General features: G+C 71.8%; 10 protein-coding genes. 4 read left to right on the top strand and 6 right to left on the bottom strand.

Annotated elements, in window-relative coordinates:
- Positions 1–46: 46 nt before the first annotated feature.
- Positions 47–559: a potassium channel family protein gene (locus ACZ60M_RS18725; protein WP_465419699.1), complete on the bottom strand. Its 513-nt coding sequence runs from the start codon at positions 557–559 to the stop codon at positions 47–49.
- 4 nt (positions 560–563) lie between these two features.
- A complete protein-coding gene (locus tag ACZ60M_RS18720) occupies positions 564–1,874 on the bottom strand; it encodes a chloride channel protein (protein ID WP_465419697.1) in 1,311 nt (436 codons plus the stop codon).
- A gap of 174 nt (positions 1,875–2,048) precedes the next feature.
- On the opposite strand from ACZ60M_RS18720, the gene ACZ60M_RS18715 reads away from it, so the two are divergent.
- Positions 2,049–2,642, top strand: coding sequence for a DUF4396 domain-containing protein (locus ACZ60M_RS18715; protein ID WP_465419695.1), 594 nt, complete (start codon positions 2,049–2,051; stop codon positions 2,640–2,642).
- Positions 2,643–2,647: 5 nt separating this feature from the next.
- On the opposite strand, the gene ACZ60M_RS18710 is transcribed toward ACZ60M_RS18715, so the two are convergent.
- A complete protein-coding gene (locus tag ACZ60M_RS18710) occupies positions 2,648–3,211 on the bottom strand; it encodes a TetR/AcrR family transcriptional regulator (RefSeq protein WP_465419693.1) in 564 nt (187 codons plus the stop codon).
- Between the two features lie 185 nt (positions 3,212–3,396).
- On the opposite strand from ACZ60M_RS18710, the gene ACZ60M_RS18705 reads away from it, so the two are divergent.
- A complete protein-coding gene (locus ACZ60M_RS18705) occupies positions 3,397–4,890 on the top strand; it encodes an MDR family MFS transporter (RefSeq protein ID WP_465419691.1) in 1,494 nt (497 codons plus the stop codon).
- Between the two features lie 58 nt (positions 4,891–4,948).
- On the opposite strand, the gene ACZ60M_RS18700 is transcribed toward ACZ60M_RS18705, so the two are convergent.
- The 3 genes from ACZ60M_RS18700 to ACZ60M_RS18690 are packed head-to-tail and all read right to left on the bottom strand — an operon-like array spanning position 4,949 to position 10,720.
- The gene (locus ACZ60M_RS18700) at positions 4,949–8,110 is read right to left on the bottom strand and encodes an error-prone DNA polymerase (protein ID WP_465419689.1); all 3,162 of its coding nucleotides are present in this window, start codon (positions 8,108–8,110) and stop codon (positions 4,949–4,951) included.
- Positions 8,103–9,446: a DNA polymerase Y family protein gene (locus ACZ60M_RS18695; RefSeq protein WP_465419687.1), complete on the bottom strand. Its 1,344-nt coding sequence runs from the start codon at positions 9,444–9,446 to the stop codon at positions 8,103–8,105. The genes ACZ60M_RS18700 and ACZ60M_RS18695 overlap by 8 nt, the downstream gene beginning before the upstream one ends.
- A 38-nt stretch (positions 9,447–9,484) precedes the next feature.
- Positions 9,485–10,720, bottom strand: a complete 1,236-nt coding sequence (locus ACZ60M_RS18690) for a hypothetical protein (RefSeq protein WP_465419685.1) — start codon at positions 10,718–10,720, stop codon at positions 9,485–9,487.
- Between the two features lie 386 nt (positions 10,721–11,106).
- Between ACZ60M_RS18690 and helR the strand changes: the two genes are divergently transcribed.
- Together helR and ACZ60M_RS18680 are read left to right on the top strand one after the other, a co-directional pair.
- Entirely contained in the window at positions 11,107–13,266 is a 2,160-nt protein-coding gene (gene helR, locus ACZ60M_RS18685) for an RNA polymerase recycling motor ATPase HelR (RefSeq protein WP_465419683.1), read from the top strand.
- Positions 13,267–13,423: 157 nt separating this feature from the next.
- Positions 13,424–16,081, top strand: coding sequence for an alpha-amylase family glycosyl hydrolase (locus ACZ60M_RS18680; RefSeq protein WP_465419682.1), 2,658 nt, complete (start codon positions 13,424–13,426; stop codon positions 16,079–16,081).
- Positions 16,082–16,221 lie beyond the last annotated feature (140 nt).

The following is a 16,221-nucleotide window of genomic DNA, read 5'->3' as shown; positions in this document are numbered from 1 at the left end:
CTCGCGCCTCCAGCTTAGGAAGCCCGCGCCGGGACCGGTCCCGGCGTCAGCGGGCTCTGCGGTTGCGGACGGCCCGCTGCGTGATCTTGCGGGTCACGAGCGAGGCCGATCCGGCGATCGCGGTGATGTTGAAGGCCATCTGGCAGCACAGCACGACCCGGGCGATCTGGCCCTGCGCGGAGACGTCGCCGAACCCCACGGTGAGCAGGGTGCTCAGCGCGTAGTAGAGCGCGTCGACGCGGGTGTGCATGCCGGTGAACTCGCCGGGCCGGTGCACGGACAGGCTGTAGTCGATGAGCGCGAACAGGAGCAGCCCGGCGACGATGCCGACGACGAGGGCGCCGAGCGGCGCGTCGGACTCGCTGAGCTGCCGCACCGCCTGCCAGCGGATCACGAGCACCAGGACGGTGAGCGCGATGACGGTGGCGCACCACCGTGCGATCAGGACGCCGCGGTCGGGCTCGCTGGAGACGGGGACGACCGCGTAGACGGCCACGAGCGCGGCGCACGCGAGCACCCAGCGCCACGGGTGCGCCCGGTTCGGTTCCTTGTCCCGCATGGCGTCACGCCGCCCCGGCCGCCGGGGCGGCGTCCCTGCGGGGCCGGTCGATGAGCTGTTCCGAGGTGAACGCGACGACGACGGCGATGAGCACGATCGGGGCCATCCCGGTGGACTCGGTGCCGAGCAGGAGCGTGATCAGGACGGCCGCCGAGACCGGCAGCGGCAGGATCGCGGCGGTCGCGGCGGCCATGCCCGCGGCCATCGCCGGGCCGAGGCCGAACCCGGGGAGCCCGCTGAGGAGCACGCCGAAGGCCGCGCCGAGGAACAGCGCGGGGAAGATCGGGCCGCCGCGCAGGGTCGCGAGCGACACCGCGTACGCCAGGCCCTTGAGCGCCAGCAGTGCGACGAGCGCCCAGCTGCCGGGCGCGATGCCCTCGCTGGTGAGCGTGCCGAGCGCGTCCTGCCCGGACAGCAGCACCTCGACGGGGGAGCGGCCGGTGAGGAGCGCGTAGACCGCGGCGGCGACCGCAGTGACCACGACGGCCCCCATCGCCATGAGCGCGGGCCGGTTCGCCGCGTGCGGGACGAGGAGCCGCCCGAGGTGGTGGATCTGCCGCACGCCCACCGCGATCAGCAGCGCGAGCGGGATCGTCCACAGCAGGTCGGCGAGGTCGGGCCGGGCCGGGACGGCGAGTCCCGGCAGGGCCATGGTGGTGATGGGCAGGCCGGTCCAGTCGCCGAGCCCGGTGAAGACGAGCGCGCCGATACCCGCCGAGAGCAGGCACGGGAGCACGACCTTGGTCTGGCGGAGCCCGGCCCGGCCCACGGATTCGAGGATGAACACGGCCGCCACGAGCGGGCTGCCGAAGATCACGGCTACCGCCGCGGCCGACCCGGACGCGCCCAGGAGCGCGTTCTCGGGGCCGCCCTTGGCGACCCACTTGCTCGTGAGGATCGTCGCGAGCGCCCCGCCGACGGCCATGAGCGGTGCCTCCGGACCGAGCACGACGCCGAGCGGGAGGCCGCCGACCGCCGCGAGCATGATCCCGGGCAGGTGCGAGGGCGGCACCGGCTCGGCCGAGAGCCCGTCGATCGGGACGTGCCCGCCGCGCCCGGGGAGCTTCGTGATCGCGAGTGCGACGAGTGCGCCGCCGACCAGCAGCCACGGGACGGGCCACCACCACGGCACCGGGTCGAGCCCCCAGTGCTCGGGCAGGTCCTCCCACACGAAGTGGGTGAGCCAGTGCAGCAGCGCCAGGAACGCGAAGGCCGCCACCGAGATCGGGATGCCGATGAGACCCGCGAGGGCGAGCACGCGCACGTACCGGCCGCCGAGCCGCTCGGGGGCCTGCCCGTCGGTGGCCTCGACCATGCCGTTCCTCCAATGTCGCGCGGACGCTGCACTGTGGATTTTCCTACGCGCGCGGGCGGGCCGCACGGCATTGCGCACGACTCACCCTGAATCCCACTTGCAACATACCCTCGGGGGGTATAACATGATCCGGTCGCGGCCGCCCCAGGCCGCCGAGCATTGAGGAGCACCGCTGTGGACCACTCCGCCCACGAGCACCACGGACACGACGAACACGCAGGCCACGCCGGAGGCGCCGAACCCGACCGCAGCGCCCACGACCATGCGGCGCACGCCGGCCACGAGGGCCACGGGGACCACGCCGCCCATGCGCCCCAGCCGAACAAGGCCAGCTGGGGCATGGCCGCCTCCGCCACCCTCCACTGCCTCACCGGCTGCGCCATCGGCGAAGTCCTCGGCGTCGTCATCGGCACCGCCCTCGGCTGGCACGGCGTCCCCACGATCGCCCTCGCGATCGTCCTCGCCTTCGTCTTCGGCTACGCCCTGACCATGCGCGGCGTCATGCGCGCCGGGCTGTCCTTCAAGGACGCGCTGAAAGTGGCGCTCGCCGCCGACACCATCTCGATCGCGGTCATGGAGATCGTCGACAACGCGTTCATCCTCGCCATCCCCGGCAGCATGGAGATGGGCCTGTCCGACCCCCGGTTCTGGCTCACGCTCGCCGCCGCGCTCGCGATCGCGTTCGTCGTCACGGTCCCGATCAACCGCGCGCTCATCTCACGCGGCAAGGGCCACGCGGTCGTGCACCAGCACCACCAGCACCACTAGCACCACTAGCAGGCGGCGGCGGGGCGCAGCGCCTCCATGGTCCGGTCGAGGCGGCGCCCGAAATCCTCCGGCCGGGCCACCGCGTGCACCATCGCCGCGTGCAGGCACGCGAACGCCCCGCCCACCATCGCCCGCAGCACCACCGAGTCCGGGACGCACCCGTGCCGGCGCGCGGCCCGCGTCAGCAGCCGGTCGGCCAGGTCGCGCTGCAGCCGGTCGAGCCGCCCCAGGTAGGCCGCGAACAGGCGCGGGCTCGCGTTCACGATCCGCTGCAGCGCCTCGTCGTGCCCGCGCATCACCGGGTCGGCCAGGCGCTCCACGACCGGTTCGAACGCGTGCCGCAGCGAGTCCCATTCGGACTCGTCGGGCGGGCGCGCCTCCAGCCGCACCGCCAGGTCCAGGCCCAGCCGCTCGAGGCTGTCGAGCACCACCTCGTCCTTGGAGGCGAAGTAGCGGAAGAAACTGCGCTGGGACATGCCGACGGCGGCGGCGATCTCATCGACCGTCGTCTCCTCGAATCCCTTTGCTACGAACAGCTCCTCAGCGGTCCGTGCGATCCTCGACTGCACGGCCCGACGTGACACTTCTCGCAGACTCCCACCGGCGCCCATACGGCGGATGGTAGCAACTGCAATGATTGACAGTCACTGACACTTTCCGGTGCGCGCGCTCCGTCACCCTCCGACACCCCGGAGGGCAGAGGTGCGGGGGCGTCGGCACCGGGCAGGAACACCACCGAAGGAAACAATCCCCCATGACCGTTGACCAACGACCGGCCGAGACACCAGAGGCCGACGCCCCGCCGACGACGCCAGAACCGGGCATGTCGAGCCAGATCAAGATCGTGCTCGGGGTGCTCCTCGTGGCCACCTTCGTCATGATCCTCAACGAGACCGTCATGGGCGTGGCCCTGCCGCGCCTCATGGAGGAGTTCACGATCACCGCCGCCACCGTGCAGTGGCTGACCACGGGCTTCATGCTCACCATGGCCGTCGTCATCCCCATGACCGGCCTCATCCTGCAGCGCTTCACCACCCGCACGGTCTTCCTCGCCGCCATCGGGCTCTTCGCGGCAGGGACCCTGCTCGCCGGGGTCTCCACGGTCTTCCCGATGCTCGTGGCCGCCCGCGTCATCCAGGCCAGCGGCACCGCCGTCATGCTGCCGCTCCTGATGACCACCGTGATGACCTTCGTCCCGGCCGAGCGCCGCGGCCGCACCATGGGCTTCATCACCATCGTCATCGCCGTCGCCCCCGCGATCGGCCCGACCTTCTCCGGGTTCATCCTCAACAACCTGACCTGGCGCTGGATGTTCCTGGCCGTGCTGCCCATCGCGATCCTGGCCCTCGTCCTCGGCGGGGTCCTCATCAAGAACCTCGGCGAGACGCGCCCGGTCAAGCTCGACCTGCTGTCCGCACTGCTCTCCGCGGTCGCCTTCAGCGGCATCATCTACGGGCTCAGCAGCTTCGGCGAAGCGGCAGCGGGGCACCACACCCCGATCCCGCCGTACGCCGCCGTCGCCGCGGGCGCCGTCGCCCTGGTCCTGTTCGTCTTCCGCCAACTCCGGCTCCAGAAGCGCGACGCGGCCCTGATGGACCTGCGGGTCTTCAAGAGCCGCTCGTTCACCGTCGGCATCATCATGCTGCTCATCTCGATGGCGACCCTCTTCGGCTCGCTCATCCTGCTGCCGCTGTACCTGCAGGGCGTGCTCGGCCTCGACACCCTCGAGACCGGCCTGGTCGTCCTCCCCGGCGGCCTCGCGATGGGCCTCTCCGGCCCCTTCATCGGCCGCATCTTCGACAAGGTCGGCCCGCGGCCGCTCGTCATCCCGGGCACGATGGTCCTCGCGGGCGCCCTCGGCCTCATGACGATGCTCGACCAGGCCAGCGAGGTCTGGTTCGTCGTGGTCATCCACGTGATGCTCAGCCTCGGCCTCAGCAGCCTCATGACCCCGCTCATGACCTCCTCGCTCGGCGCCCTGCCCATGGAGCTCTACCCCCACGGCAGCGCCATCATGAGCACCCTCCAGCAGGTCGCGGGCGCGGTCGGCACCGCCGTGTTCATCACCCTGATGACCAGCGGCACCACGGCCGCCCTCGAATCGGGGGCGAACGAGGTCGCCGCCCAGGCCGACGGCATCCACCTCGCCTTCCTGTGCGGCACCGCGATGGCCGTTGTGGCCGTCGCCGCCGCCTTCCTCGTGAAGAAGGCCGACAACCCGACCGGTGAGGCCGTCCCGGCCCACTAACAGCACGAACGAAGGCCCGGCTCCGATGGAGCCGGGCCTTTTCCACGCACTCGACGCGTCAGCGGAAGTCGCGCGACGGCGCGCTCGGGCCGTTCAGGTCCAGCAGCGTCAGCTTGTCCGCCACGATCATCGGCATCGCGTCCGGCGCCGCGTCGTGCGCCTTCTCCACCGCGCCCCGGACCACCAGCGCCCGCGCGACCGACGCGACGCCCTGCCAGCGCTTCCAGAGCCCTTGCGAGCACACGATGTTCGCGATGCCCGTCTCGTCCTCCAGGCTCAGGAACGTGACGCCCTTCGCGGTCGAAGGGCGCTGGCGGTGCGTGACGATCCCGGCGACCTCGATCCGCGCGCCGTCCTCGATGGACGGCAGCCGGTCGGCGGGCAGGACCCCGGCGGCGTCGAGCCCGGCGCGGACCAGCTCCATCGGGTGGGTCCGGACCGAGAGCCCCAGGCCGGTGTAGTCGGCGCGGGCGAGCTCGGCCCCGCTCATGCCCGGGAGCGTCGGCGGCGGCGCGGCGGGCCCGGTGCCGGGGATCGTGCCGGGCCGCTCGTCCACGGTCCCGGCCGTCCACAGTGCCTTGCGACGGTCGGGTTCGAGGCTTTCCAGGGCCCCGGCTACGGCCAGCTTCTCCATGCGCTCCTTGCCGAGTCCGGCCCGGCGGGCCAGGTCGGCGAGGCCCGGGAACGGGCCGTCCTTGCCGCGTTCGGCCACGATGCGCTCGGCGGCGCTCGCCCCCAGGCCCTTGACGTTGTCCAGGCCCAGGCGCAGGTCGGCCTCGCCGAGGACCGGCGCGCGGACCTCGCGTCCGGAGGGGATGAGGGACGCGACCTCCTCGCTGGCGTTCACGTCGGGGGCGAGCACGGTGAGGCCGTGGCGCTGGGCGTCGGCGATGAGCGAGGCGGGGGAGTAGAAGCCCATGGGCTGGCTGGCGAGGAGCCCGGCGTAGAACGCGGCCGGGTAGTGGCATTTGAGCCAGGCCGAGGAGTAGACGAGGAACGCGAAGCTGGCGGCGTGCGACTCGGGGAAGCCGAAGTCGGCGAAGGACCGCAGCTGCTCGTAGAGCCGGTCGGCGTCGGCGCCGGTGATGCCCTTCCCGGCCATGCCGGTGTAGAGGCGCTCGCGCAGCTCCTCCATGCGCTCTTCGGACCGCTTGGCGCCCATGGCCCTCCGGAGCTTGTCGGCCTCCCCGGCGTCGAATCCGGCGGCGTCGATGGCGATGCGCATCAGCTGCTCCTGGAACAGCGGCACGCCGTAGGTGCGCTCCAGGGTCTTGTGGAGGACCTCGGGGACGAGGTGGCGCCACGGTTCGCCGTGGCGGCGGCGCAGGTACGGGTGGACGGCCCCGCCCTGGATCGGCCCGGGGCGGATGAGCGCCACTTCGGCGACGAGGTCGTGGAAGTGCCTGGGGCGCAGGCGGGGCAGGGTCGCCATCTGGGCGCGGGACTCGACCTGGAAGACGCCGACGGTGTCGGCCCGGCAGAGCATGTCGTAGACGTCGGTGTCGTCGGGCGGCAGCCGCCACAGGTCGACCTGCCTGCCGTGGAAGCCGGAGACGAGGTCGGCCATGCGGTGCAGGGCCTCCAGCATGCCCAGGCCGAGCAGGTCGAACTTGACGAGCCCGGCGTCGGCGCAGTCCTCTTTGTCCCATTGGAGGACGGTGCGGTCCTTCATGCGGGCGGGCTCGACGGGGACGATCTCGCTGACCGGCTGCTCGGTGAGGACCATGCCGCCGGGGTGGATGCCCAGGTGCTGCGGCAGGTCCTTGAAGTCGGCGGCGAGCGCCTGGACGTCGGCGGGGATGCCCTCGGCCTCGGCCGGGTCGATGCCGCCCCAGCGGTGGAGGCGCTTGGACCACGCGAGGGCCTGGTCGTGGCCGTACCCGAGGGCCTTGGCGGCGTCGCGGACCGCTGAGCGGGGCCGGTAGGTGACCACGTTGGCCACCAGGGCGGCCCGGTCCCGGCCGTACTTGCTGTAGACGTACTGGATGACCTCCTCGCGGCGGCCGGACTCGATGTCGAGGTCGATGTCGGGCGGGCCGTCGCGCTCGGCCGAGAGGAACCGCTCGAACAGCAGCCCGAACCCCACCGGGTCCACATTGGTGACTCCGAGGGCGTAGCAGACGGCGCTGTTCGCGGCCGATCCCCTTCCTTGGCAGTAGATGTCGTTGTCCCTGCAGAAGTCGACGATGTCGGCGACGATGAGGAAGTAGCCGCTGAACCCGAGCTGCGCGATGACCCGCAGCTCGTGCTGGAGCTGCTGCCGGGCCTTCGGATCGGCCTCCGGCGGCCCGTACCGCACGGCCGCGCCCTCATCCGTGAGCAGCGCGAGGTACGTGTCGTCGTCGAGGCCTTCAGGTACGGGGAAGTGCGGCAGGCGGGGGGCCAGCAGCTTGAGCTGGAAGGCGCATTCGGCGGCGATCCGCACGGACTCGGCCAGGGCCTCGGGGAAGTCGGCGAAGCGCTGCGCCATCTCCTCGCCGCTGCGCAGGTGCGCCCCGGCGTTCGCGGGCAGGTGCGGGTCGGTCGACTCCAGGGTGCTGCGGGCCCGGACGGCGGCGAGCGCGGCGGCGGTGCGGGCGCGGTGCGGGGCCGCGTAGTGGACGTTGTTGGTGGCCACGGTCGGCACGCCGAAGCGGCGGGCCAGACCCGCGAGCGCTTCGATCCGCTCGGTGTCGCCGGGCAGGTCGTGGCAGGTGAGCTCGACGGCGAGATGCTCGGGGCCGAACGCGTCGGCGAGCTCGCGCAGCGCGGCCCCGGCGGCGTCCGGGCCACCGGAGTCCAAGGCCGCGTTGAGGAAGCCCTTGCGGCAGCCGGTGAGGACCTGCCAGCCGCCGTCGGCGTGGGCGGCGAGCTCGGGGAGGTGGTACCGGGGCAGGTCCTTCTCGCCGCCTTCGAGTTTCGCGGCCGTGATCGCCCGCGAGAGGGCCCGGTAGCCGTCGGGGTCGCGGGCGAGGACGACGAGGTGGCGCCCGGCCGGGTCCACCTGGCCGCGCCGGGACCGGACCAGGTCGAGGTTCAGTTCGGCCCCGAATACCGTCGGGAGGCCGAGTTTGATTGCGGCCGTGTCGAACTGCGGGATCGCGTACAGGCCGTCGTGGTCGGTGATCGCGAGCCCGGTGAGGCCGAGCCGGTGGGCTTCGGCGGCGAGCGCGGCGGGGGCGTCCGCGCCGTCGGCGAACGAGTAGTGCGAGTGGCAGTGCAGCTCGGCGTAGTCAGTCATACCAGCCCACCGCCTTCCACTGCCCGCCTTCGCAGACGAGGAGCGCGGCGCGGCCGTCGGCGAGCTCGACCTGGAGGCGCGCGTAGCGGCGGACCGCCGGACTCCACCAGCGCTCGGACACCGGCCACGGCCCGGCCCACGCGACGACCGGGACCCGCTTGCCGCCCAAACTGATCAGTGCGGGCGCGGCGGACAGGTCGCCGCGGGCGAGGGCCTGCACCGGGGCCCCGGCGGCGTCGAGGACCGCCACCTGCTCGTCGGTGCCGATGAGGCTGGGCAGCGGATCGGGCAGCGTCCCGGGCCACGGCCCCGAGGGCGGCGGCGGGGCGTGCTCGACCTCCCAAGCGGCGGAACCGAACCGCTCATCGAGGTCGCGGCCGTCGGTGGCGGCGGCGATCTGCACGGCGTCGGGGCCGAACCGGCTCTGGGCGTGCCGCAGGGCGGCCTCGGCCTTCACGTCCTGGGCGCCCTTGTCGCCCCACAGGCCGCGCCCGGCCGCGACGAGGCCGATGAGCCCGCCGGGGGCGAGCTCGAGGACGGTGATGGCGTGCGCGCTTTCGTCGGCCGTTTCGCTTGCGGCGCTGGTGGAGAGCCAGCCTTCGAGCTGCCAGCGCACGCGCCGGGCGAGTTCGGCGGCGCCGATGGCGGGGTCGAGCTGCCAGGTGCGGCGGCGCTCCATGCCGCTGCCGGTGCGGGCGGTGACAGTGACGCGGGTGCAGGCGAGGTTGCAGCTGTCCAGTAGGGACAGCAGGCGTTCGGCGAGGGGCCGGGCGGCGAAGACGGCCTGCTCGACGGTGGCGTACGGGGTCTCGGGGGTGTCGGTCACGGTGAGTTCGGGCGCGGCCGGGCGGGGGACGAGCGGGCGGGAGAGCTGCCCGGCGGCGAGCAGCTGGGCCCGGCGCGCGTTCGCGCCGAACCGCTCGGCGACGGCCTGGCCGGGCAGGTCGCGGAAGGCGCCGAGCGTGCCGATGCCCAAGTGCCGCAGGGTCTCACAGGTCTCGGCGTCGACCAGGCCGGTGGCCTGGAGGTCGCGGATGTCGCGCTGGGCGAGGAAGGCGGCGTCGCGCCCGGCCGGGACGATCCGGCCTTCGCGGGCGGCGAGGACGGCGGCGAACAGGCCGTCGGCGACGCCGGTCAGGCAGTCCTGGTCGACGAGCCCGGAGACGGTGTCGATGAGGGTCTCGCAGAAGGCGGCCTCGTCGCCCGCGCCGCGCCGCAGCGGCACGGCGACGACGCCCGGTTCGAGCACTTCGACGTAGGGCGTGAGCAGGTCGAGCGCGTCGAGCACCGGCTCGAACGCGGCCGAGTCCTCGGCCTCCCAATCGACGAGCCGCATCACGAGCACCCGCCCCCCGGCCCGCCGAACCCGCACGCTCACGAGCCATCGCCTCTACCGCGGCGGAGCTGAACCACCTCGCCACCGGAGGCCGAACCGGAGTCGATCCGCTGCTGCGAGCGGTCGGGCAACGGCGCGCGCGCGGAGGGTGAGATCGCCGTCACCGAAGGTGCTGAATTGTCGTACCCCCCTGCCACACTGAAAGGGCCGGCGGACGCATCCGCTGCACCGGAACGAATCCGGAATTTTCCGGAGGCACCGGAGGCATCACCACGCTCGACCGGAGCGCGCCCGGTCGAGCTGGTAGTCGGCATGGCGGTGGCGGGGTGGGTGGGCGAGGGGGAGGGAGGGAGGGCCCCAGAGTCCGCGAGGTCGGCCTGATGGTCCGCGACCTTGCCGGCTCGGTTCGCCGTCCAGCTTTGCCTGGACCTCGTCCGCAGGTCGATGACGTTCTCGCGGGTGGAGTCCTGCGCTCCGGCGCGGTTCGCCTTCGACTCTCCTCCGTAGGGCCAGACCTGACCCTGCCGGGTGCCGCCGGAGCGCCAGTGGGCGGCGACTTCCAGCTCGCAGGCGTCGAGCCGCCCGGCGCCCCAGCGCCGCCCCGCGTTGGGCCGCAATCCCTTCCACCTCGCGCGGGCCACTTCGAGCCGGGCGTCGACACCGGCCACGGGCCGGGTCTCCCACCAGATGATCGCGGTCCCGCTCTTGCGCGCGCGAGCGGCCAGCCGCCGCGTCTGCGTCGGCGTGAGCCCTTCGCTCGGCACCACCACCGCACCGACGCCCTCGGCCAGCGTGCCCGCCGCCTCGACCACGAGCGGCCCCGGATCGACCAGCGCCACCCGCGCGAGGTCGACCCCGGCGGCCGTCGCCGCCAGCGGGTACACCTGCGGCATCCCGACCAGCGCACACCACGCCCCCGCACCGGTAGGACCGGCCAGCAGCCGCCACAGCAGCGAGGTCGCCCCGCGCTTGGATGCCGTGATTGCGGTCACGGTTGCGAGCCCGCCGTGGGGGAGGAGCCCGGAAATGTCGGGGGTGACGGGGAGGATGGCGCGTGCGGGCCGGATCGCTTCGTCGGCGGTCTCGGTCGGCGAGCCGACCGGCCGCGGCTTGGTGACGGCGCCGCCGCGCGCTTCGACCGGCGCCGCCTCGACCAGAGCCGTCTCGACCAGCGCCGTCTCAACCGTGAGGCGGGCCCCGCGCGCGGGGCGCAGCTCGGCGGCGGTGCGCAGGCCGAGCTCAGCGGCCAGCGCGGCCGCGACGGATGTCGCCACCAGTTCCCCCGTGTCTGTCGAACATGTGTATCAAGATCACCATATCGAACTGCGGGCAGCGCGCAACCTCAAACGGGTGTTCGATAAATCTCTCGGCGGCGAATCGGCGGTCCCGCCCAGGTCGCATGGCATGGAATGGCCCCGAAACGGTACTTCCGAGATGATCGCGCCCATCGGGGCCGCAGGGGGCCGCAGCGCGGGGAGACGCCCGGGCGGCCGGGCCGCGAAGTCCCGGAAACGCAGAAAGGAAGAGGCCTGCGCCTCTTCCCACTTCAGAATATAACCCGGAAGTGCCGAACCCGGGTATACCGGGGTGCGTTTTCGCAGGTCAGGGTGGTTCACAATCGTACTTCCCAGTCGGATCCACCAGTTTCGGAGGCGTCGCAGTGGCCCCTGAGTCCCGCAGTGCGTTCCAATTGCCCGATCGGCTGGCCGCGAAGGCCGACCCGAAGCTCATCGCCGACGACGAGCGCCATTTCGCCGCCGTCGCGGCCAGTCTGGAAGCGTCGATCGCCGAGGTCGCCGCACAACTGGAGGCCCTTCGCAAAGCGGAGGGCGGCACCGGGCGGTTCGAGGGCCAGGCCGCGGCCGACCGCGACCGGGAGATCCACCGGCTGACCGGGCGCCTGGGCGCCCTGCGCCGCTTCGGCCTGGACCTGTGCCTCGGCCGGACCGTCACCACGGCGGGGGAGACGGTCTACATCGGGCGCCTCGGGCTCACCGACGGCGACGGCCGCCGCCTGCTGCTCGACTGGCGCTCGCCCGCCGCAGAGCCGTTCTTCGGCGCGACCCACGCCGACCCGATGGGGCTGGCCAGCCGCCGCCGGTACCGGTGGACCCGCGGCCGCATCGGCGACTACTGGGAGGAGGTGTTCACCCTCGAAGGGCTCGAAGGCAACGCGGCTCTTGACGACCAGTCGGCGTTCATCGCCAGCCTCAGCTCCAGCCGGTCCGAGCGGATGCGCGACGTGCTCGGCACCATCCAGGCCGACCAGGACGCGATCATCCGGGCCGGGTCGAGCGGCACGCTCGTGGTCGACGGCGGCCCCGGCACCGGCAAGACCGTCGTCGCCCTCCACCGCGCCGCCTACCTGCTCTACTCCGATCCGCGCGTGGGCCACCACAAGGGCGGCGTCCTCTTCGTCGGCCCCCACCAGCCCTACCTGGCGTACGTCGCCGACGTCCTCCCCAGCCTCGGCGAGGAGGGCGTGCAGACCTGCACGGTCCGCGACCTCCAGCCCGAGGGGGAGCACGCGCCCGAGGAGGCGGACCCCGAGGTGGCGGCCCTGAAGATGCACGCGGACATGGTGAAGGCGATCGAGCCGGCCGTGCGCCGGTACGAGCGCCCGCCCGCCGAGGAGCTGCTCGTCGAGACCCACTGGGCCGAAGTCGTGCTCACCCCGGACGACTGGGCGGACGCGTTCGACGCGGCGGGCCTCGGCACGCCCCACAACGAAGCGCGCGAGGAGATCTGGGACGAGCTCGTCGCGATCATCGCCGAGAAGCACGACGAGGGCGAGGTCGACGAGGAGCTGCTGCGCCGGTCCCTCGCCCGCAACCGCGAACTCGTGAAGGCCTTCGACAAGGCCTGGCCGGTCATCGAGCCGACCGACCTCGTCGCGGCGCTGTGGGCGGTCCCCGACTTCCTGCGGAGGTGCGCGCCCTGGCTCGACGATGACCAGATGCCGCTGCTCTACCGCGAGGACCCGAAGGCCTGGACCACCGCCGACCTGCCGCTCCTGGACGCCGCCCGGCACCGGCTCGGCGACCCCGAGACCTCGCGGCTCGCCCGCCGCAGGGAGGCCGAGATCGCCTCCGAGCGGGAGGTGATCGACCGGGTCGTGGAGGAGATCCTGGAGGCCGGGGACGGCAACGTGGAGGAGATGATCCTGCTCAAAGGCGCCGACCTGCAGGACGCCCTGGTCCACTACGAGGACTTGGAGACCGCCGAGGCCGACCCTCTGGCCGGGCCGTTCGCGCACGTCATCGTCGACGAGGCCCAGGAGCTGACCGACGCCGAATGGCAGATGCTGCTGCGCCGCTGCCCGTCGCGGAGCTTCACGATCGTGGGCGACCGCGCCCAGGCCCGGCACGGGTTCACCGAGTCCTGGAGCGAACGGCTGGAACGCATCGGGCTGCGCCAGGTGCGCCTGGCCGCCTTGAGCATCAACTACCGCACGCCCGAGGAGGTCATGGCCGAGGCCGAGCAGGTCATCCGGGCCGCGATCCCGGACGCCAACGTCCCGACCTCGGTGCGCAGCAGCGGCATCCCCGTCCAGCACGCGTCTATTGCGGACCTCGGCGCGATCCTCGGCGAGTGGCTCGCCGAGCACGCCGACGGCACCGCCTGCGTCATCGGCGACCCCGGTTTCACGCCGACCGCGCGGGTCCGCTCGCTCACCCCCGAGCTGTCGAAGGGGCTCGAGTTCGACCTGGTCGCGGTCGTCGGCCCGGAGCGCTTCGGCGAGGGCATCGAAGGCGCGGTGGACCGGTACGTGGCGATGACCAGGGCCACCCGGAAACTGGTGATCCTCACGGGCGCCTGACGAACCGATCCCGGGGGGCATGAACCGGGCGGATCGAGACATGGCTATATAGAAAAGCCTGTGCTAAAGTTCGGACAGTTCTTGCAAAACATGCAAGAAACCATCTGGGAACAGCAAGAAGCATCTCGACCGACCATCATGCCCTCAGGAGCTCGACATGACCCGCGGACAACCACGCCGTTCCCAGCGGAGCCGCCTCCTCGCCGCCGCACTCGCCCTGGCCGCCATGCTCTTCGCGCTGCTGGCCGTGCCGTCCGCGGCGGGCGCGGCCAACACCGCCACCGTCTACTACCGCGCCTCGACCAGCTGGACCACGATCAACATCCACTACGCTGCCGACGGCGCGTCCTGGACGACCGTGCCCGGCGTCGCCATGGCCGCCGCCTGCGACGGCTGGAGCTCGTACACGATCGACCTCGGCACCGCCACCGGCGCGCAGGTCGTCTTCAACAACGGCTCCGGCACCTGGGACAACAACAACTACGCGAACTACTACGTCGGCACGGGCCTGACGACCATCGCCAACGGCGCGCTCACCGCGAACGCCGCCGACCCGTGTACGCCGGTCGAGCCCGACACCGAGGCTCCTTCAGTGCCCCAAGGGGTCACGGCCACTGTCAACGCCGTCACGGTGATCCTGTCCTGGACCGCCGCCACCGACGACACGGCCGTCACCGGCTACCGCCTCACCCGAACCTCCGCCGAGGGCACGGTCACCCGCACGACCGCCTCGACGAAGTTCACCGACGGGAACCTGAGCCCGAACACCGCCTACTCCTACACGGTCGAGGCCTACGACGCGGCCGGGAACCTCTCCGCCGCAAGCGCTTCCGTCTCGGCGACCACCGGTGAGGCCCCGCCCGCCGCCGCCGGCGGCGAGATGCTCGGCGGCGACCCCCGCCAGGACCCGATCTACTTCGCCATGACCGCCCGCTTCTACGACGGCGACGAGTCGAACAACCGCGGCGGCAGCAAGCACGAGACCTCCGGCAACGCCGGGTACGACGACCCGATGTTCCGCGGCGACTTCTCGGGCCTCATGGACCGGCTCGACTACATCAAGGGCCTCGGCTTCTCCGCCGTCTGGATCACCCCGGTGGTCCTCAACCGCTCCGACTACGACTACCACGGCTACCACGGGTACGACTTCTACGAGATCGACGCCCGCCTCGAGTCCGAGGGCGCGTCCTATCAGGACCTCATCGACACCGCCCACGCCAAGGGCATGAAGATCTACCAGGACGTGGTCTTCAACCACTCCTCGCGCTGGGGCGCGGTCGGCCTGGAGACCCCCGCGGTCTACGGCGTCCAGGACTCCCAGTGGGGCGACTTCTACGACACGTACAACCCCGACTTCACCTACGACGGCCTCTCGGTCGAACCGAACTCCGGCCGCAGCTACTACAACGGCGACCTCTGGTCCACCGCCGAGCCCGCCGGGAACACCTGCCAGAACTGGGGCGTCTTCACCGGCAACTACAGCTCCGAGGGCTGGAAGGTCTACAACTGCCAGTGGCCCAGCGCCACTTCGGGAATGTTCTCCGCCGAGCACTACCACCAGTGCTGGATCGGCAACTGGGAGGGCGAGGACGCCCGCTCCTGCTGGCTCCATGAAGACCTCGCCGACTTCAACACCGAGGACCCCGAGGTCCAGGACTACCTGATCGGCGCCTACAAGCAGTACATCGACATGGGCGTCGACGGCTTCCGCATCGACACCGCCGTCCACATCCCGCGCGTCACCTGGAACCGGGTCTTCCTGCCCGCGCTCCAGGAGCACCTGGAATCCAAGTACGGCGCCGAGAAGGCCCAGGACTTCTACATCTTCGGTGAAGTGGCGGCCTTCGTGCACGACCGCTGGAACCGCGGCTCGGTCAACCACTCCGCCCAGTTCTACACCTGGCAGGAGCGCCGCGAGTACTCCGCGGACGACGCCACCGCCGCCCTGGAGCAGTACAACTGGGAGAACACGCAGGGCACCGAGAACCAGCCCACGAGCACCAACGCGTTCCTCGACGGCAACGAGTACCACGAGCCCGACTACAGTGCCTTCTCCGGCATGAACATCATCGACATGCGCATGCACATGAACTTCGGTGAAGCGAGCAACGCGTTCTACAACGGCAAGGACTCCGACGCCTGGGTCAACGACGCCACGTTCAACGCCGTGTACGTCGACTCGCACGACTACGGCCCCAACAAGTCCGGCAACCGCTACTCCGGCGGCACCGCCGCCTGGGCCGAGAACATGAACCTCATGTGGACGTTCCGCGGCGTGCCGACCCTCTACTACGGATCGGAGATCGAGTTCCAGGCCGGAGCGAAGATCGACTGCGGCCCGACCTGCCCGCTCTCGACGACCGGCCGCGCCTACTTCGGCGACCACCTCGAAGGCACCCTCGAAGTGAGCGACTTCGGCCAGGTCGAATCGGCCACCGGCGCCGTCGCGACCACACTGGACCAGCCGCTCGTGCAGCACCTCCAGCGCCTCAACGAGATCCGCCGCGCCGTCCCGGCCCTGTCCATGGGCCAGTACTCCACCGACGGCATCAGCGGCGGCATCGCGTTCAAGCGCCGGTACACCGACGACACGACCGACAGCTTCGCGCTCGTCGCCATCACCGGCACCGCCACGTTCACCGGTATCCCGAACGGCACCTACACCGACGCGATCACCGGGGCCACCGCTACTGTCACCGGCGGCACCCTGACCGCGAACGTCTCCGGCCAGGGCGACATGGCCGTCTGGGTCCTCGACACCGCCCTGACCGACGCGCCCGGCCAGGTCGGCACCGCCGGGCCCTACCTCTCCTGAGGCTTGCCTCCCAGATGAGGGACCGGGGGGGGGGGGGGGGCGGGGGGGGGGGGGGGGGTGGTCCCACCCAAAAGCGCGTTTTGTGGGGACAGTGTTGTGCCTCTTTTCCCTAGGCGGGGGGGGGGAGTCTGAGGGACTGG

Source organism: Glycomyces sp. NPDC050141, from assembly GCF_055586545.1.
This window is presented reverse-complemented; position numbering and strand designations above follow the sequence as displayed.

Excerpts from the sequence above, each read along its gene's own strand:
- ACZ60M_RS18705 (WP_465419691.1), top strand. The coding sequence starts at position 3,397 with ATGACCGTTGACCAACGACCGGCCGAGACACCAGAGGCCGACGCCCCG.
- ACZ60M_RS18700 (WP_465419689.1), bottom strand. The coding sequence starts at position 8,110 with ATGACTGACTACGCCGAGCTGCACTGCCACTCGCACTACTCGTTCGCC.
- ACZ60M_RS18695 (WP_465419687.1), bottom strand. The coding sequence starts at position 9,446 with ATGCGGCTCGTCGATTGGGAGGCCGAGGACTCGGCCGCGTTCGAGCCG.
- ACZ60M_RS18720 (WP_465419697.1), bottom strand. The coding sequence starts at position 1,874 with ATGGTCGAGGCCACCGACGGGCAGGCCCCCGAGCGGCTCGGCGGCCGG.
- ACZ60M_RS18725 (WP_465419699.1), bottom strand. The coding sequence starts at position 559 with ATGCGGGACAAGGAACCGAACCGGGCGCACCCGTGGCGCTGGGTGCTC.
- ACZ60M_RS18680 (WP_465419682.1), top strand. The coding sequence starts at position 13,424 with ATGACCCGCGGACAACCACGCCGTTCCCAGCGGAGCCGCCTCCTCGCC.